This is a genomic window from Acinetobacter sp. CAU_H_S170_2, assembly GCF_058890445.1.
Genome location: NZ_JBZYAE010000001.1, coordinates 247,705 through 264,733, shown reverse-complemented (window position 1 = coordinate 264,733; position 17,029 = coordinate 247,705). Strand labels below are relative to the sequence as shown.

17 protein-coding genes are annotated in these 17,029 nt (G+C 42.9%); 7 read left to right on the top strand and 10 right to left on the bottom strand.

Annotated features, from left to right (window positions below):
• Positions 1–15 precede the first annotated feature (15 nt).
• The 6 genes from rplB to AC5EUN_RS01230 form a co-directional block, all read right to left on the bottom strand.
• A complete protein-coding gene (gene rplB, locus AC5EUN_RS01255) occupies positions 16–840 on the bottom strand; it encodes a 50S ribosomal protein L2 (RefSeq protein WP_004691322.1) in 825 nt (274 codons plus the stop codon).
• Positions 841–851: 11 nt separating this feature from the next.
• Complete coding sequence (gene rplW, locus AC5EUN_RS01250; RefSeq protein ID WP_004691323.1) at positions 852–1,172, bottom strand: 50S ribosomal protein L23; 321 nt, start codon at positions 1,170–1,172, stop codon at positions 852–854.
• Positions 1,169–1,771, bottom strand: coding sequence for a 50S ribosomal protein L4 (gene rplD, locus AC5EUN_RS01245; RefSeq protein ID WP_004691326.1), 603 nt, complete (start codon positions 1,769–1,771; stop codon positions 1,169–1,171). The genes rplW and rplD overlap by 4 nt, the downstream gene beginning before the upstream one ends.
• 11 nt (positions 1,772–1,782) lie before the next feature.
• Positions 1,783–2,421: a 50S ribosomal protein L3 gene (gene rplC / locus AC5EUN_RS01240; RefSeq protein WP_004691328.1), complete on the bottom strand. Its 639-nt coding sequence runs from the start codon at positions 2,419–2,421 to the stop codon at positions 1,783–1,785.
• A gap of 60 nt (positions 2,422–2,481) precedes the next feature.
• On the bottom strand, positions 2,482–2,793 hold the full coding sequence (gene rpsJ, locus AC5EUN_RS01235; RefSeq protein WP_000070912.1) for a 30S ribosomal protein S10: 312 nt from the start codon (positions 2,791–2,793) through the stop codon (positions 2,482–2,484).
• A gap of 264 nt (positions 2,794–3,057) precedes the next feature.
• Positions 3,058–3,795, bottom strand: coding sequence for a type 1 glutamine amidotransferase (locus AC5EUN_RS01230; RefSeq protein ID WP_131230662.1), 738 nt, complete (start codon positions 3,793–3,795; stop codon positions 3,058–3,060).
• A gap of 161 nt (positions 3,796–3,956) precedes the next feature.
• Between AC5EUN_RS01230 and AC5EUN_RS01225 the strand changes: the two genes are divergently transcribed.
• The 6 genes from AC5EUN_RS01225 to AC5EUN_RS01200 all read left to right on the top strand — a co-directional run bounded on the left by AC5EUN_RS01225 (position 3,957) and on the right by AC5EUN_RS01200 (position 10,704).
• Entirely contained in the window at positions 3,957–5,165 is a 1,209-nt protein-coding gene (locus tag AC5EUN_RS01225; protein ID WP_159152627.1) for a PLP-dependent transferase, read from the top strand.
• 8 nt (positions 5,166–5,173) lie between these two features.
• Positions 5,174–6,757 carry a helicase HerA-like domain-containing protein gene (locus AC5EUN_RS01220; protein WP_131230666.1) on the top strand — a complete coding sequence of 528 codons (1,584 nt, stop codon included), beginning with the start codon at positions 5,174–5,176 and terminating at the stop codon, positions 6,755–6,757.
• A gap of 150 nt (positions 6,758–6,907) precedes the next feature.
• Positions 6,908–8,116, top strand: coding sequence for an NO-inducible flavohemoprotein (gene hmpA / locus AC5EUN_RS01215; RefSeq protein ID WP_131230668.1), 1,209 nt, complete (start codon positions 6,908–6,910; stop codon positions 8,114–8,116).
• An 89-nt stretch (positions 8,117–8,205) separates the two neighbouring features.
• Positions 8,206–8,655, top strand: a complete 450-nt coding sequence (locus AC5EUN_RS01210; protein ID WP_004977913.1) for an RrF2 family transcriptional regulator — start codon at positions 8,206–8,208, stop codon at positions 8,653–8,655.
• A 103-nt stretch (positions 8,656–8,758) separates the two neighbouring features.
• Positions 8,759–9,619, top strand: coding sequence for a ribosome biogenesis GTP-binding protein YihA/YsxC (gene yihA / locus AC5EUN_RS01205; protein WP_010327597.1), 861 nt, complete (start codon positions 8,759–8,761; stop codon positions 9,617–9,619).
• 140 nt (positions 9,620–9,759) lie between these two features.
• On the top strand, positions 9,760–10,704 hold the full coding sequence (locus AC5EUN_RS01200; protein WP_160362142.1) for a metal-dependent hydrolase: 945 nt from the start codon (positions 9,760–9,762) through the stop codon (positions 10,702–10,704).
• Positions 10,705–10,759: 55 nt separating this feature from the next.
• Here the strand turns inward: AC5EUN_RS01200 and AC5EUN_RS01195 are convergent, their stop codons facing one another.
• Together AC5EUN_RS01195 and AC5EUN_RS01190 are read right to left on the bottom strand one after the other, a co-directional pair.
• Positions 10,760–12,019 (bottom strand): dicarboxylate/amino acid:cation symporter, encoded by a 1,260-nt coding sequence (locus tag AC5EUN_RS01195; RefSeq protein WP_131230672.1) that lies wholly within the window; start codon positions 12,017–12,019, stop codon positions 10,760–10,762.
• A gap of 230 nt (positions 12,020–12,249) precedes the next feature.
• Positions 12,250–13,122: an acyl-CoA thioesterase gene (locus tag AC5EUN_RS01190; protein WP_131230674.1), complete on the bottom strand. Its 873-nt coding sequence runs from the start codon at positions 13,120–13,122 to the stop codon at positions 12,250–12,252.
• A 292-nt stretch (positions 13,123–13,414) separates the two neighbouring features.
• Here AC5EUN_RS01190 and plsB point away from each other — a divergent pair, with 292 nt between their 5' ends.
• Positions 13,415–15,988 (top strand): glycerol-3-phosphate 1-O-acyltransferase PlsB, encoded by a 2,574-nt coding sequence (gene plsB, locus AC5EUN_RS01185; RefSeq protein WP_131230676.1) that lies wholly within the window; start codon positions 13,415–13,417, stop codon positions 15,986–15,988.
• 112 nt (positions 15,989–16,100) lie between these two features.
• Here the strand turns inward: plsB and AC5EUN_RS01180 are convergent, their stop codons facing one another.
• Positions 16,101–16,478, bottom strand: a complete 378-nt coding sequence (locus AC5EUN_RS01180) for a hypothetical protein (RefSeq protein ID WP_029575123.1) — start codon at positions 16,476–16,478, stop codon at positions 16,101–16,103.
• 184 nt (positions 16,479–16,662) lie between these two features.
• Complete coding sequence (locus tag AC5EUN_RS01175) at positions 16,663–16,896, bottom strand: DUF6500 family protein (RefSeq protein ID WP_029575124.1); 234 nt, start codon at positions 16,894–16,896, stop codon at positions 16,663–16,665.
• Between the last annotated feature and the right edge of the window lie 133 nt (positions 16,897–17,029).

The window sequence follows — 17,029 nt, the reverse complement described above, 5'->3', positions numbered from 1 at the left end:
AGATTCCTTTACTTGTTACTTAACGCGACGGTCGCGAATAATCATCTTAGTCGTACGCTTATTGGTACGTGTCTTGTACCCTTTAGCTTTTTGACCCCATGGGCTTACAGGTTGAATACCTTTGCTACGACCTTCACCACCACCGTGCGGGTGATCTACTGGGTTCATCGCCATACCACGAACGGTAGGACGAACGCCACGCCAGCGTGCTGCACCTGCTTTACCAAGTGAACGAAGGTTGCTTTCTTGGTTAGAAACTTCACCAAGAACTGCACGGCACTCAACGTGAATTTTACGCATTTCACCAGAACGTAAACGAACGATAGCGTAAGAACCGTCACGACCCAACAACTGAACTGAAGTACCAGCAGAACGAGCTAATTGCGCGCCTTTACCGATTTTAAGTTCGATGTTGTGAAGAGTAGAACCGATAGGCATGTTGCGAAGCGGTAAACAGTTACCTGGACGAATTGGAGCATCGTTACCAGATTGAACTTTATCGCCAGCGCGAAGGCCTTTAGGCGCGATGATGTAGCGACGCTCACCATCAGCATACAATACTAGTGCAATGTGTGCTGTACGGTTAGGATCGTATTCAATACGCTCTACAGTTGCAGGAATACCATCTTTGTTACGTTTAAAGTCAACTAGACGGTAATGCTGCTTGTGACCGCCACCAACGTGACGAGTCGTGATGTGACCGTTGTTATTACGACCACCAGTACGTTTTTTAGCTTCAACCAACGGAGCATAAGGCGCACCTTTGTGAAGATGGTCGTGAACGACTTTCTCTACAAAGCGACGTCCAGGAGACGTTGGCTTACATTTTTGAATTGGCATAATTCTCGTCCTTATTCCGCTGCGCTTTCAGCGGTATCGCCCAAGTCAGCCATTTCAACATCTTGGCCAGCTTTCAGGGTGACGTATGCTTTTTTAACATCAGAACGACGTCCTAATGTTTTACCAAAGCGTTTAGTCTTACCTTTAGTGATCGTTGTGTTAACTTTAACAACTTGAACACCAAACAATTGCTCAACAGCTTTTTTGATTTCAAGTTTGTTTGCATCAAGTGCAACTTTGAAAACTTGAACACCAGCAGTTTCGCCTAAAACTTGTGCTTTTTCTGAGAATACAGGTCCTTGTAGGACTTGATAGATACGTTCGTTGTTCATCCGAGTTCTACCTCAATTTTCTTAGCAGCAGCTACAGACATAACAACTTTATCGAACGCAATCAAGCTAACAGGATCGATAGCAGCAGCATCAACCACATCAACGTGTGGAATGTTGCGCGCTGCAAGGTATAGATTCTCATCTACAGATTCTGTAACGATCAATGCACGAGTAGCATTCAAGTCGTTAAGTTTTGCAAGCAACTCTTTAGTTTTTGGAGCAGCAACAGCAAACTCTTCAACCAATACAAGACGATCTTGGCGAACAAGTTCAGCTAAGATACATTGCATTGCACCGCGATACATTTTGCGGTTAACTTTTTGAGACCAATCTTGTGGGCGAGCAGCAAAAGTTTTACCACCACCTACCCAGATTGGGCTACGAATAGAACCAGCACGAGCGCGACCAGTACCTTTTTGACGGAATGGCTTTTTGCCACCGCCAGAAACGTCTGCACGTGATTTCTGAGCTTTTGAACCTTGACGGCCACCAGCTAAATAAGCTGTAACAACCTGGTGTACAAGAGCTTCATTGAATTCACGACCGAACGCAACTTCTGATAATTCAACAGCAGAGCCGGAAACAGTATTTAAATTCACGTTATTTCCCCTCAGGCCTTGATCGTAGGACGAACAGTTACGTCACCACCAGTAGCGCCAGGAATTGCACCTTTCACTACTAAAACTGAACGTTCTGCGTCGATAGATACAATTTCTAGACCCTGTACAGTTACGCGTTCAGCACCTAAATGGCCAGCCATTTTTTTGCCTTTGAATACGCGACCAGGAGTCTGGTTTTGACCTGTAGAACCCAGAACACGGTGAGAAAGTGAGTTACCGTGAGTAGCATCTTGCGTACGGAAGTTCCAACGCTTAACACCACCTTGGAAACCTTTACCTTTCGACTGACCAGTTACGTCAACAACTTGACCAACTGTGAACATGTCTACACCGATAGTTCCACCAACTTCACGACCTTCAAGATCAGCTTCTGTTGCACGGAATTCTTGAACTAGACGACCAGCAGCAACACCCGCTTTCGCGAAGTGACCTTTCTGAGCGTTAGTTACGCGAGATTCGCGACGTTCACCAGTAGTGATTTGAATCGCTTGATAACCATCAGTTTCAAGCGTTTTGATTTGAGTGATGCGGTTAGGATCAACCTCAATCACTGTAACAGGCACAGAAACACCAGCATCTGTAAAGATACGTGTCATACCGCACTTGCGACCGACTAAACCAATAGCCATGTGCATAAACCTCTAAAAAAGCGGCCTAATTAACTTAGAGCGTTAATTAACCCGAAAGCCTTAACCCAATGCGATCTGAACATCAACACCAGCTGCAAGATCTAACTTCATCAATGCATCTACAGTTTTGTCTGTAGGTTGAACGATGTCGATCAAACGTTTATAAGTGCGGATCTCGTATTGGTCACGCGCATCTTTGTTAACGTGTGGTGATGTTAAAACGTTAAAACGTTCAATGCGTGTAGGCATTGGAATTGGACCACAAACTTGTGCGCCAGTACGTTTTGCTGTTTCTACGATTTCTTGAGCTGATTGATCAATTAAACGGTGATCAAAAGACTTCAAACGGATACGAATTCTCTGGTTAGACATACCAGTAAACTCCAAGCCAAATATATAAAGAATCACTCCTGACGCATCTCACCCCACTAAAAGGTAAGTGTCAAGAGCAGTGAAATATCACTAAGGTCATGATCGATGCCACGACTGTCACGATGTTAACTACTTTATTCGCAGTTAACCCCCTTTCATTAAAGGGTCGCTCATTATAGCCATTGTTTAATGCATAAGCAAATCCATTTTTGATTTTTTACAATATATTCAATTTGTTTGGATTATCAGTAGCTTAAAAAATCATCAATAGACTGTTTGCCGCAACACATAATCAATTGCGCTATTAAGGATTTGATTTCCCTCAATAAAATTTAATTTTGGCGATTTTTTCAATTCAGTTTCAGTTGCCACGTATTGCCCCGAAAACTTATTCAGCTCGTCATCATTTTCTAAAAAAAGTGCTAAGGTTTCTGGCACGATCTCTGGGTGAAATTGAAAACCCAATACATTCTTTCCAATTTGGTACATTTGATTGCGACAGACTGTATTTTCAGCCAAATGTACAGCACCTTTTGGAATTTCAAAGGTCTCGCTATGCCATTGCATCACATTAAACTGTTCAGGCAATTCAAAGCATTCTGTTGGGACGTGCTGGATTTTGCGTACTGTCGCCCAACCCAACTCCTGTTGTTCATTGCGACTGACCGCAGCACCGAGAGCATTCGCAATCAATTGCCCACCTAAGCATAAACCAATCGCGGGTTTTCCTGCGGCCAAGTAACGCCTTAACCAACGCTTCTCGATCTTTAACCATGGAAAATTCACTTCATCATTCACACTCATAGTGCCCCCCATAATGATGAGTAAGTCAACATCCTCAATACTCGGTAAGGCCTCTATCTCTAAGGCTTGATCCACAGGTAAAGCAAAAAACTCAGTTGCACTGATTACTGCACCCTGTTGTTTTAAATACGTATAGCAACTGCCGAACCCTTCACCAGCAATATGCTGAAAATAATGTACTTTTAAATGCGACGTCATGCGCTTATGCCTTCTTTTTACTATCCTTATCGATGATTTAGCAAAATTGAAGCCAACTTTGTATTTTGTTTACCTTTATTCACATTTGTTCAATTTTCTCGCCTATTTAGAAACTTTCTCTTAAGCTAAAAACAATTTATCGCTTTATGATGAGTCGATTCGTGAAAAAAAAACCGCAAACCGCATTGGTTCATGCACCAAGACAAGCTCCTCAGTACATCTCAACGGTCCAACCTCCCCTGTATCGTGCATCGACGATTATTTTTAAAGATACAGATGCACTGTTTAATCGCCATTGGACCGATGACTATGACTATAGTTATGGCACCCATGGCACCCCCAGCACATTTACACTGGGCGATAACATTGCACAAATTGAGGGTGGAACCTACTGCTTATTGGCACCGAGTGGTTTATCTGCCATCAACCTAGTGAACTCATGTTTTTTAAGTCATGGTGATGAAGTTTGGGTGGCAGATAATATTTACGGGCCAAACATGGAGCATCTTCGTAATCTAGAAAAACGCTATGGCATTGATGTTCGTGTTTATAACCCTATTGATGTGTCTTCTTTCCAACCGACGGGAAAATCAAAACTGATTTGGCTAGAAGCCGCAGGGTCAGTCACACTGGAGTTTCCAGATTTGGTCGGACTGGTGAAAAAAGCACAAACGCATCATGTGCTCACTGCTTTAGACAACACATGGGGCGCAGGTCTTGCCTTTAATGCTTTTGATTTTAGTGATGCGCACTTAAGTGTAGATGTGACGGTACATGCTTTGACCAAATACCCAAGTGGCGGCGGAGACATTTTAATGGGCTCAGTCGTGACACGCGAGCGAGCTTTACATCATCAACTCTTTCGCACGCATGCCATTCAAGGCATTAGCGTCTCTGGGGATGATGTTGCTCAAGTCCAACGCAGTCTAGCATCAATGCGCATTCGTTATGCCGCACAGTCTGAAAGTGCGCTGCAACTCCTAGCATGGCTAAAACAACAACCGGCATTTGTGCAGGTCTTACACCCTGCTGACTCGAGTGCTGCAGGTCATTCATATTGGAAAGACATTTGTGTCGATCAACACAGTGCAGGTTTGGTCAGTGTCATTTTCAAGCCCGAATTTGATCTGCAAGATATTCGTCAGTTTTGTGATGCCCTGTCGCTCTTCAAACTCGGCTTTAGTTGGGGCGGTCCTGTGAGTTTGGTGATGCTGTATGACCTCAAAGACATGCGTGCACTTGAGCATACACATTTACAACAAGGTTTATTGGTTCGCTTTTGTATAGGACTAGAACATCCTGCCGATTTAATTCAAGATATAGAAAACGCACTAAAACGACTGAATAACCATCACAAAAAAATTGAATAGGAAGAAGTATGAGCACCCCGATCATCATTGCCAAGAAAACCACGAATACCCAACAAGATGTTGTTCTACACTCGAAGTTTGCCAACCGTCATGGCTTAATTGCAGGGGCAACAGGGACAGGTAAAACCGTAACCCTGAAGGTGTTGGCTGAAAGTTTTTCCAGACTCGGGGTGCCCGTATTTTTAGCCGATGCCAAAGGCGATGTTTCCAGCTTAGCGCAGGCAGGTGCATCCAACCCCAAATTTGATGAACGCATTAAAAGTTTAGGCATCGACAGCATTCCCTTTGCTGCATCACCCGTGATGTTTTGGGATTTATTTGCTGAACAAGGTCATCCTATTCGTACCACGATTACTGAAATTGGCCCGCTGTTGCTGGCACGTATGCTGAATTTGAATGATACCCAAGAAGGGGTACTTTCTGCGGTATTTCGTATTGCAGATGATCAAGGCATGTTACTGATCGACTTTAAAGACTTAAAAGCCATGATTGGTTATGTCAGTGAACATGCCGCAGAGTTTAAAGCCGAATATGGCAACCTATCTCCTGCCAGCCTTGGCGCAATTCAACGGAATTTATTGGCACTGGCCGATCAAGGCGGTGATCAATTTTTCGGGGAGCCCAGCTTAAATATTCTCGACTTTATTCAGACCGACAGTAATGGTCATGGCTATATCAATATTCTAGCCGCAGACAAGCTCATGAATACCCCAAAGCTCTATGCCACTTTTCTGCTCTGGATGCTTTCAGAGTTATTTGAACAGCTGCCTGAGGTTGGTGATATGGACAAGCCCAAGCTGGTGTTCTTCTTTGATGAAGCACATTTGCTGTTTGATAATGCCAGTGCAGCACTGCAAGAAAAAATTGAACAAGTGGTGCGCCTAATCCGCTCCAAAGGGGTGGGTATTTACTTTGTCACGCAAAACCCACTGGATTTGCCTGAAAGCGTCCTAGGACAGCTCGGCAATCGCGTACAACATGCCTTACGTGCTTTTACCCCGAAAGATCAAAAAGCGGTTAAAACAGCTGCAGACACCTTCCGTGCCAACCCTGAATTTAAGGTTGAGCAAGCCATCACCGAGCTAGCTGTGGGTGAAGCTTTGATTAGTTGCCTCGATGAACAAGGCACGCCGCAAGTCGTAGAGCGTGCATGGGTGATGCCACCCTACTCGTCTTTCAGTCCTATTAGCCCAGAGCAACGTCAAGCATTGATTTCACAAAGTATCGTGGCAGGCATTTATGAAAAACGCCTAGACCGTGAAAGTGCTTTTGAACTTCTACAAAATAAAGTGGTTGAACGCCAACAACAAGCGGTACAGATAGAGCAAGAGAAACAACAAGCCAAAGAACAGGAGCTGCTCGCAAAACAGCAGGCCAAAGAAGCTGAAAAACTGGCTAAGCAACAAGCACGTGAGCAAGAGCGTATCGCAAAAGAACAGCAGAAAGAAGCTGAACGTGAAGCGAAACAGCGTGAGAAGCTAATTCAAGACACGGTCGGAACCTTTGCTAAAAGTGCCGCACGTAGCCTTGGGGGCAGTACAGGACAAAAAATCGTCCGTGGTTTACTCGGCTCTTTGTTTGGGCGTAAGTGATCTACTTTTTAAATCTAAAAATCAAAATTTATGGGATATTATTATATTCCATAAAAAAATTAAGCTTTTCTTTAAAAGATGTATTTACATTACATCTTTAAAGGTATATTTTAAATACATCTTATAAATGATAGCCAAGAGAGATCAAACATGACTCCGCAGCAAATTGACCTTGTAAAAGCAACTGTTCCTGTCCTTCGTGAAAATGGTGTCGCACTCACGGGTTATTTTTATAACCGCATGTTAGGCAACAATCCTAATTTAAAAGAAACCTTTAATATGGGGCATCAACGCAGTGGTGCTCAAGCCCAAGCTTTGGCGGGTGCTGTGTTGGCCTATGCAGAAAACATTGAAGATCCTTCAGTATTACTCCCTGTGGTTGAGCTGATTGCCCACAAACATGTCAGCTTGAATATTCAAGCACCCGACTACAATATTGTTGGGGAAAACCTCCTCCATTCGATTAGTGAAGTTTTAAGTATTTCAATGGAGGATCCATTGATTGATGCTTGGGCTGCGGCGTATGGTCAATTGGCTGATTTATTCATTAGCACTGAAAAAGCGATTTATGAGCAACATCAACAAACCAAAGGGAGCTGGTTAGGCTGGCGCAACTTTAAAATCGCGAAGAAAGTGGTTGAAAGCGATGAAATCACGTCTTTCTATCTTGCCCCTGTGGACGGTGGTGATTTACCAAAATATGAAGCAGGTCAGTACATTTCAGTACGTGTATTTGTTGAGGAACTTGGTCTAAAACAACCTCGCCAATACACCCTTTCAACTAGCCCTCAAGCTGACTATTTACGTATCTCGGTTAAACGCGAAGATGAAAAAGGTGATTTGGCGGGAGGCTGGGTGTCAAATACTCTGCATGGTTTAGCCGAAGGTGCTGAAATTGAAGTGTCTGCACCAACAGGTAACTTCTACCTGATTGACCCAAATAAACGCAATGTCTTTATTAGTGGTGGTGTAGGCCTCACGCCAATGGTGGCGATGCTGAATCAATTGGTGACTTTGGATATGCCAGAGCCTGTGACTTTTGTGCACGCCTGCCGTAGCAAACAAGTGCATGCCATGAAACAACATATTCATGACTTAAAAGCCAAATACCCACGCTTAAGCACCTTTACTGCATATGAGTTCCCACATCAAAGCGATGTTTTGGGTCAAGATTATGATGCGAAGGGTCGCCTTGATTTGAATACTATCGATAGCGCGATTCTACCAGTACAAGCAGACTACTACTTATGCGGCCCAATGCCATTTATGGCTGAACAACAAAAAGCCCTAATTGCCCGTGGTGTTCCTGCCGAAAATATTCACAGTGAAGCTTTTGGTACAGGTGGTGTTCACCACTAACCCATGCCATCGGCATAAAATAGAGAGGGTTAGTCAGGTTATGCTAGACTAGCCCTTTGTTTTTTTGCTTATCAACGATCAGTAACCTCATGCAGCTCAATAAATTTACCGATTACGCTTTGCGAATTCTGATGTATGTTTCACAGCCGAAAGCGCTACCACATACCATTGCAGAACTGGCACAAGCACTACAAGTGTCTGAAAACCACTTGATGAAAATCGTACACTTTATGGCGAAACAGCAGTGGATTATTACTGCACGCGGTCGTGGCGGTGGGATTCGACTCAATCCAGAAACCCTACATTTAAGACTGGGCGAGATTGTGCGGGTCTTACAAGCGGATCAGAACATTGTGGAATGTAACACCCCGCCTTGCGTACTCCGCTCGAATTGCGGACTGAAAGGGATCTTAGATCAAGCGCTGGATCAGTTCTATCACAGCTTAGACCAATATACCTTAGCAGATGTACTGGGCACTGAAGCTCAAAATAAGTTCACAACCCACTCGCCGATTAACCTGATCAATCTTGCCGATTAAGGTCTTTTATAGACAAGATTACGGACTTTACGCTGCAAAGGTCGATTGCCTGCTCGACTTCCATTATAATGGCTGATTGTAGATCATAAATTGAAGTTGAGTTATGCACCACAGCCGAGGAAAATCCAAAAACAGTAAAATTGCTGCTGCCCCAAAGCAAAAAATTAGCTATGAAAAAAAGGTAGATTCTGCAGTTACTGAATATGCTGTGCGCGCTCTCAACTGGCTGCGTAAAGCAGAGTTTTTAATGAGTGCCCCGAAGCTCAATCTGTGTGTAGAAGATACAGGCTATGAAATTGCCTTTGCGGGTCGTTCAAATGCAGGAAAGTCCAGTGCGATCAATGCCTTAACCAACCAAAAGCAATTGGCTCGTGCCTCGAAAAGACCGGGTCGTACGCAGATGATTAACTTTTTCAGTCTGGGTAATCCTGATCAACGTCTCGTCGACTTACCCGGTTATGGTTATGCAGCCGTGCCTGAAGCGATGAAAATCGTGTGGCAAAAAGAGTTAGAAAATTACCTGATTCAGCGTAAAAGCTTACAAGGCTTAGTCTTGTTGATGGATATTCGTCATCCGCTACAGCACTTTGACGTGATGATGTTGGAATGGGCGTATTCACGTAAATTGTTTGTGCATGTACTGCTAACCAAGTCCGATAAACTCAACCGTGGCCCTGCTTCTAAAGCATTGCAAGAAGTGAAAGCCCAATTGAAAAAGATGAAACTGGATTTCTCAATTCAATTGTTCTCTTCTCTCAACAAACAAGGCCTAGAAGAACTGGCAAGTGTGATGGGCGGACGACTCAATTTTACTTTAGACCAAGCCCAACACTTTGACTTAAGCAGTATTCCAGATGCAACAGCCGATGAGCTGGATGCAGACGAGTTCGATGAAGATCCTGAAGCCGCGATAGATCTTGACGCTGAAGACGATGTGGAAACCAAACCACAGTCTGAGGCTTAAGTTTTAAACGCCAACCTATAAAAGCATCATCTATTGCTGTATCTGTGTCCCCTATTGCTAATCGCAATCGGGGACTTTTTTTTATACTGACTTTATTCAGCTCGTGAAAAAGTTCAACACATATAAAAATAGGTCAGCATATGAAATTATGGTCTCGATTGAAAAAAAACAAAATTCGTTCCTCTATTGCCTACACAATTAAGCCTCGCAAAGTTAAATTTGAGTGGCAAGACAGTCCGATTGATTGGATTCCCAACCACCCTTTTGCCAGCTATTTCATCAATGAAATTAATATGATTCTGCCCGCAGGTGAGTTCTGGTTCTGCCGCCTCTATAACAAAGTCTTACCGCAAATTAGCGATGAAAAGCTGAAACAGGATGTACAAGCCTTTATCCGCCAAGAAGCCATGCATGCGCAGGCACACAACTCAGCCAATAAAGAGTATCTCAGCCAAAGAAAGATTGATGTCTCCCGTAATCTAGAGTTGATGAATTTCTTATTTGGAAAATTACTGGCCGATAAACCACTTGATCTCACTGTACCCAAAGCACTTGAGCACCAGTGGGATCTGTTTCGACTCGGTATTATTGCCACGGTGGAACACATGACCTGTGTCCTTGGCAAATATGCACTGGACAACACCGAATGGGAAAAAATGGGCGCTGACCCTGCGATGCTAGACTTAATCAAATGGCACGGCGCAGAAGAAATTGAACACCGTACCGTCGCATTTGATTTGTACCGACATTTAGGTGGAGGCTATATTGCGCGCTATTATTTGAGTCTGGTGGTGATTGCTGCCGTGCTGGGTTTATGGGTTGATGGTGCAGCCCATATTATGAAACAAGATGACCGTTTTAAGTCGATTCAACCCAGTCTGTTTAAACCTTGGATTTGGCGTGAGTGGCTGTCTATTTCTAAACGGAATCATCAAGTTTTACCAAGTCCACTCTGGTTAATCTCACAGCAATTTGGCTATTTGGTACCATGGTATGACCCTGTACACGAAGCCAAAACAGAAGATGCTATTGCCTACTTAGACCAATCCCCAGCGGCTAAACGTGCCATGCTCAAAGTCGCTTAAATCCTAAAATAAAAAAGCAGCTCAATCGGCTGCTTTTTTTATTTTAGAGCAAAACTTAAGACGGATTCGATAAATTGGGCAAAGGTGCATCCAGATCCTTGGTATGTCGATCCACCACCACACTAATCATCATGTCACCTTGTACATTCACCACAGTACGCACGGTATCCAGCAAGCGATCAATCGGCAATAAAATCGCAATTGCTTCAGCAGGAAGCCCGACAGACTGCAATACCATAATCATGGTGACCATGCCCGCACTCGGAATCCCCGGAGCACCTAAAGAGGCAATCATTGCCGTCAGACACACCACCAGCTGCTGACTCAAGGTCAAATCTAGTCCCATCAAGTTGGCAATAAACAAAGCCGCCGCTGCCTCATACAGCGCAGTACCATCCATATTGAGCTGCGTCCCCAACGGAATCACAAAGCCTGCCGTTTGCGGACGTACACCAAGATTTTCTTGCGCACACTTGAGGGATAAAGGCATGGTCGCTGAGCTTGAACTGGTGGCAAAAGCCGTAATTAACGCCACACGTGTACCTTTAAAAAAGGTCATCGGATTCATCTTGCCAAAAATCCACAGTAATAGCGGCAAGACCACCAGACCATGAAAAATGGTAGTGCCCGTTACCACAGCCGCAAACTCAGCCAAACGACTCAATACCGAAATGTCTTCAGTGGCAATCAACTTAGCAAGTAAGGCAAAAATTCCTAGCGGGGCTAGCTTCATCACCCAACCAATCATCAACATCATGATGTCAAAGAACTGTTGACTCAGCTTACGTACCGTACGGAATTTTTCTCCGCCTTTAACCAGTGCCACTCCAATGAACAGAGCAAAAACCACCACCGCTAAAACATTGCCTTCGGCAAAAGCTTTGAACGGGTTAATCAGCGTATTTTGAATAAAGTTGGTGAAGAACGAAGATGGCGTGAGCGTATCTGGAGTTTGATGAGAGGCCATGGCGTCTTGGAACATAGCTATATCGACACCTTTGCCAACTTCAAATAAATGCGCGCAGCTTAAACCCAATATCAAGGCCAAAGTCGTGGTGGTGACACAACATGCCAGCGTAATTTTCCAAACACGGGAGAGTTGTCCGCCCGCTTGTAAGTTGGATACCCCCACCACAATTGAGCTAAAAATGAGGGGAATCAAGAGCATTTTTAACAGACCAATAAAAACACTGCTGACCACCCCGATTCCATACAAACTCATGTCTAAAAAAGCGGTACCCGGGAAAAGATTGAGAATAAATCCGAAGATGACCCCAAAGATCGCTGCAATTAGAATTTGCGTGTTTAAGCTCATAGCTTCATGCTTTTCAAAGATTTCTTTGGGAAACTATGCCATGTGAACAGGTGAGAATCGAGCATTTTTTTGTCACAAGTACTGCACACTTCCCCATATACCTCTCCCAAAAAGATGAGACCACTACAATTCAAGCTCAACGCCTAGCTCAGCTCTGACCACCTTTCAGTCATAAAATCAGTCATAAAAAAAGCTGAGTCATATCACTCAGCTTTTTCTGTACTTAGGCTTTATTGGGCTTCGATTTCACGGAGCCGAATCAAACCTTCTTGCGTAGTACTACACACCAACTCACCGTTTTGCCACATTCGTCCAAAGTTTAAACCACGTGAACTGGCACTGACTGTGGCGTCCATGTCATACAGCATCCAGTCATCCACGCGAAAGGGCTTATGGAAATACATAGCATGGTCGATACTCGCACACTGCAAACTTGGCGAAAGATAACTTAAACCATGCGGGCGCAGTGCCGTGGTCATTAAAGTGAAATCTGAATAGAATGCCGCAATTGCTTGATGCAACGAAATCTCATCCACTTCTATTGCAATGCGGTCATGTGTGCGAATGTAGTGCGCATATACAGGCGCTTCAGGCTGCGGTTGATACGGGTTCTGTGGATTGATGGGACGAATTTCCACATGACGATCCCGCATGAAACTTGCACGCACATTTTCAGGCACAAATTCCACCATCATTTTTTTCAGTTCAGCCTCAGACTTTAAAGACTCTGGTGCTGGATACTCAGGCTCACCGATTTGGTAATTCAGCCCTTCTTCATTGTCAGCAAAAGACACCATGCACATAAAGATGGTTTTACCGTGCTGAATAGCGCGCACTTGGCGACTGACAAAACTACGACCATCACGAATTCGATCAACTTCATAGATAATCGGTGCGTTCACATCGCCACCAAATAAAAAGTATGCATGTAAAGAATGAGCTGGACGATCCGTCGTATATGACGCCGCACGTAGGGCCTGACCTAAGACTTGTCCGCCAAAAACACGCTTCCCAACCAAATTACGGCTTTGTCCACGAAAGATATTTTCCTCAATTTTTTCGAGGCTCAGTAATTCAACCAACTCTTGGGTTAAAGCATTCATAAACAACCTACTTAATGGTGAGATACCCAATATTTATGTAAAGTGACAGATATCATATATAGAGCATAAATTCTATTTTGCCATAAATTCAGACTAAAACCCTATAGATTGCTTGACTGAGTTGTCATAAGTTTTTTTCGTTATTTCCGACTAAAAATACGATTTTTAACGATAAAATTCACCATATAAAACAAATTTGTCAGGAAATGACATACGGTTTATGTTTACAATTACGCAAAATAAATACCCCTTCAGACAAACTGCGGGATTGGTCATTTAAGCAGGAGTGTATATGTCCAAAAGTGGCTTTGGTCAAATGTATAGAAAGCTTTCAGGTAAGCTTCTTGACCTAATAGTAACCCCACATGTATTGGGTGAGGTTCCAACAGAACCGACAGCAACAGATGCTGACCCAGCAGCTTCAGGCCATCCCAAAAAAATTGTCTGTTATGTGCTTCAAAATCACTCACGCAGTAATGCGTTGTTGGTGGATGGTGAAACACGTCGTTTAAAGCTTGCTCCTGCACTCGACCCTTTGGTCGTGGGGACACATCAAGAAAAAGCATCGATCGTTTTTTTACAGCATAACGATGAAAATAATTTACTTAACCCTTCACCACACACCTTTCCACCGCGCTTATTACGTCTCGTTGAAGCTTTAGAACAACAACCCGATTTAGACGTAGAGTTGGTACCTGTGACGGTACTGTGGGGACGTTCACCAGATAAAGAAGACTCTTGGTTTAAATTGTTATTTACCGACACTTGGGCAACTCCAAGTACGGTGAAACAGCTGATGAATATCGGTTTACATGGTCGTCAGTCATTTTTAGAGTTTCATGAAAGTCAGTCTTTACGTGCTTTGGTTGACTTTGCAAAAACCACCTATCCGAATTTATCCCCTGCGACCTACATTCTAAACACCTTAAATAATCAGCTCGATGCACACCGTGAAGCGGTACTCGGTCCCGATCTTTCGGACCGCCGCAACGTGATGCATTCATTGATTAAAGCCAGTGATGTACAAGATGCGATTCGCCGTGAAAGTATCCGCGGCAAAATTAGCATGTTAGACGCAGAACGTCGTGCCATTGGTTATGTCAATGAAATCGTATCGGATTACTCACATTCAACCATCCGTTTTGCGGAAATGGCGCTGGCACGTTTATGGACGCAACTCTATGACGGAGTTGAAGTACATAACTTCAATACGGTTCGTGAGCTGGCTAAAGACTACGAAATTGTGTATACCCCATGTCACCGTAGTCATATCGACTATTTACTGTTGTCTTATGTGGTGTATAACCGTGGTTTGATGGTGCCTTATATTGCTGCAGGCGATAACCTGAATATGCCATTTGTTGGGCAAATTTTACGTGGTGGCGGTGCATTCTTTATTCGCCGTACTTTCCGCGGTAACGCGCTCTACACTTCGGTCTTTAAAGAATACCTATACAGCATTTTGTCGCGTAACACGCCTTTAGAATACTTCATCGAAGGTGGTCGTTCACGTACAGGTCGTCTGCTACCACCGAAGACAGGTATGTTAGCCATGACGGTACACAGTCACTTGCGTGGTCGTGCCAAACCGATAGTCTTTGTTCCGACCTATATTGGCTATGAACGCTTGATGGAAGGTGCAACCTACGTCGGCGAGATGAACGGTAAACCCAAAGAAGCCGAGTCTGTCTTTGGGATTCTGCAAACTTTACGCAAAATTGAACGTATTTTCGGGAAAGTCCATCTCAACTTTGGTGAGCCCGTTTTCCTCGATGACATGCTGAAAAAGCATGGCGCTGAGAATGTACAAATTGCTAAAAATGATGATCCAATTCCGCAAGAAGTCTCTGATGCAGTCAACAGTTCAGCGCATGCGATTTTAGAAAATATTAACCGTGCGGCTGTGGTGAATCCTGTTTCACTCTTGTCTTTGGTTCTGTTGGCCACTGAGAAGCATACCCTTGATGAAGAAATCTGTATTAAACAGCTCGATACCTATCGCAAGCTTTTGACGACACTTCCTTATGATGAGCGCCTCTTGGTCACGCCATTATCAGGTAAAGAAATCATTGCTTATGGTTTAAAGCTAAAACTGATCAAGCGTGTCAATCACGTTCTTGGTGACATTATTGCGATTGCGGACAATCAAGCGGTACTGCTGACCTACTTCCGTAATAACATTTTGCATGCCTTTGTATTGCCATCTCTTGTTGCCGCTTTGGTTGAACATAATGGAACCATTGGTCGTAGTGATTTAATCAATGTAATTCGCACGCTATATCCATTCTTAAAAGCAGAACTGTTTTTAAAATGGGAAGATGCTGAACTCAAAGATCAAATCTGTGCCTATGTAGATGGTTTAATTCAAGCCAAACTGATTTCTGAAGATGCCGAAGGCCACTTGATTTCTCCTGCTCCAAACAGTGAAGATCATAACCAATTGGTGGTCTTGGCAGCGCCAGTAATGCAAAGTCTCGAACGTTACTATATGACGCTTGCGCTGATTACACAGCGCGGCTCTGGGAACATTTCAGCACGTCAGGTTGAAGAACTCAGTCATTTGGTCGGTCAGCGTCTATCTGTCCTGTATGAGTTCAATTCACCTGAATTCTTTGATAAAGCCCTGTTCCAAAGCTTTATTAAAGTGCTGACGCAACAGGGTTATATCAGCACCAACTCAGACAACGCGATTGTGTTTGATGAGAACTTCCAAAACGTTGCGCAATATGCCAACTTGGTGTTGGATGATGTCACACTACAAATGTTGCAACACATCACCACTTTCAGCGATGAAGAACTGAAAGACACGCTAGACAAAGTCGCTGCTGAACAAGCGAAGAAGCGTTTGAAACGTAAGAAGAAGTAATTTCTTTTTAAAAGCATAGGTATCTACAAAATGTAGGTGCCTATGCTTTAAGTCTATGAATAAAAATTAAAATCTATTTAGAATAAGAGATTTATGTTAAATAAGCTAATTTTTAGTAAAGATTGGTGAGAGGAAAGAAATCATTTTTATCTTTCGATATCGTTGCATATTGGAAGCAAATAGACTGTTGTGGTTGTAATGTATTAAGTCTAGGTAAGTGCTTGATGACTTGTTTACTACCACTAAAACTGAATAAATTGCCTTGTGAGTTCTTGAAGGTATAGATCGGTTCAATACTATCCGATCGTCCAAAGCGCTCTTTGACGATTTCTGTTTTTTCAATAAATTCACCACACTCACGAATTTGATTACCAGATTTTAACGCCTGTTTGTATTTCCAATTATGGTAAGTGGTAACCCCGAAATAAAGTGTAAAACCTAATATAGTAAGTATAGAAAACTCGACTATTTTTTTTGAACTTAATGACATATCAATCACAATATATTAATTTTATTATCCCTATTATAAACATATACTTATTGTACTTAAATGGATTTTATTGATTACTAATATAACGATAGTAAAAGTATGTACAACGAGTAGAAGAAAAAATAGATCCAAATTTTAAAACTACGATCTGGATCTAGGCTTCTTGCTGTTCGTATAACAGCCATTATGTTAAGTTAGGCGAAGACTCACTTAAAACAAGAGCTTTAATTTTTACAGCTTTTTCGAAATGATCTAATTTATGTTGCATGATCCACCAATTGGCTGCCTCCATTAAAAGCTCAGGATTATCATTTTTACTCTTGAAAAAAGCATAGAAAGATAAACCTACGCTATCTCCTTTTTTCTCAATTTTCTCATTACATCCATGAATAAATATTTCTCTTAACTCTTTTCTCATATTTTTAACTTTCTCTAAAATTAACATAATACACCTTATACGAAATTCTTAAAATTTTCCTATAAGCATCAATATCTTAATAAAAGCCGTTCTAGGGTTAAGCGCACTGGAACGGATTTGTCATGATTCTTCA

What these genes read in the sequence shown, in the direction of transcription:
- plsB (WP_131230676.1), top strand. Translation starts at nt 13,415, where the DNA reads ATGTCCAAAAGTGGCTTTGGTCAAATGTATAGAAAGCTTTCAGGTAAG.
- AC5EUN_RS01175 (WP_029575124.1), bottom strand. Translation starts at nt 16,896, where the DNA reads ATGAGAAAAGAGTTAAGAGAAATATTTATTCATGGATGTAATGAGAAA.
- rpsJ (WP_000070912.1), bottom strand. Translation starts at nt 2,793, where the DNA reads ATGTCTAACCAGAGAATTCGTATCCGTTTGAAGTCTTTTGATCACCGT.
- hmpA (WP_131230668.1), top strand. Translation starts at nt 6,908, where the DNA reads ATGACTCCGCAGCAAATTGACCTTGTAAAAGCAACTGTTCCTGTCCTT.
- AC5EUN_RS01220 (WP_131230666.1), top strand. Translation starts at nt 5,174, where the DNA reads ATGAGCACCCCGATCATCATTGCCAAGAAAACCACGAATACCCAACAA.
- rplB (WP_004691322.1), bottom strand. Translation starts at nt 840, where the DNA reads ATGCCAATTCAAAAATGTAAGCCAACGTCTCCTGGACGTCGCTTTGTA.
- yihA (WP_010327597.1), top strand. Translation starts at nt 8,759, where the DNA reads ATGCACCACAGCCGAGGAAAATCCAAAAACAGTAAAATTGCTGCTGCC.
- AC5EUN_RS01180 (WP_029575123.1), bottom strand. Translation starts at nt 16,478, where the DNA reads ATGTCATTAAGTTCAAAAAAAATAGTCGAGTTTTCTATACTTACTATA.
- rplW (WP_004691323.1), bottom strand. Translation starts at nt 1,172, where the DNA reads ATGAACAACGAACGTATCTATCAAGTCCTACAAGGACCTGTATTCTCA.
- rplC (WP_004691328.1), bottom strand. Translation starts at nt 2,421, where the DNA reads ATGGCTATTGGTTTAGTCGGTCGCAAGTGCGGTATGACACGTATCTTT.
- AC5EUN_RS01190 (WP_131230674.1), bottom strand. Translation starts at nt 13,122, where the DNA reads ATGAATGCTTTAACCCAAGAGTTGGTTGAATTACTGAGCCTCGAAAAA.
- AC5EUN_RS01230 (WP_131230662.1), bottom strand. Translation starts at nt 3,795, where the DNA reads ATGACGTCGCATTTAAAAGTACATTATTTTCAGCATATTGCTGGTGAA.
- AC5EUN_RS01210 (WP_004977913.1), top strand. Translation starts at nt 8,206, where the DNA reads ATGCAGCTCAATAAATTTACCGATTACGCTTTGCGAATTCTGATGTAT.
- AC5EUN_RS01195 (WP_131230672.1), bottom strand. Translation starts at nt 12,019, where the DNA reads ATGAGCTTAAACACGCAAATTCTAATTGCAGCGATCTTTGGGGTCATC.
- AC5EUN_RS01200 (WP_160362142.1), top strand. Translation starts at nt 9,760, where the DNA reads ATGAAATTATGGTCTCGATTGAAAAAAAACAAAATTCGTTCCTCTATT.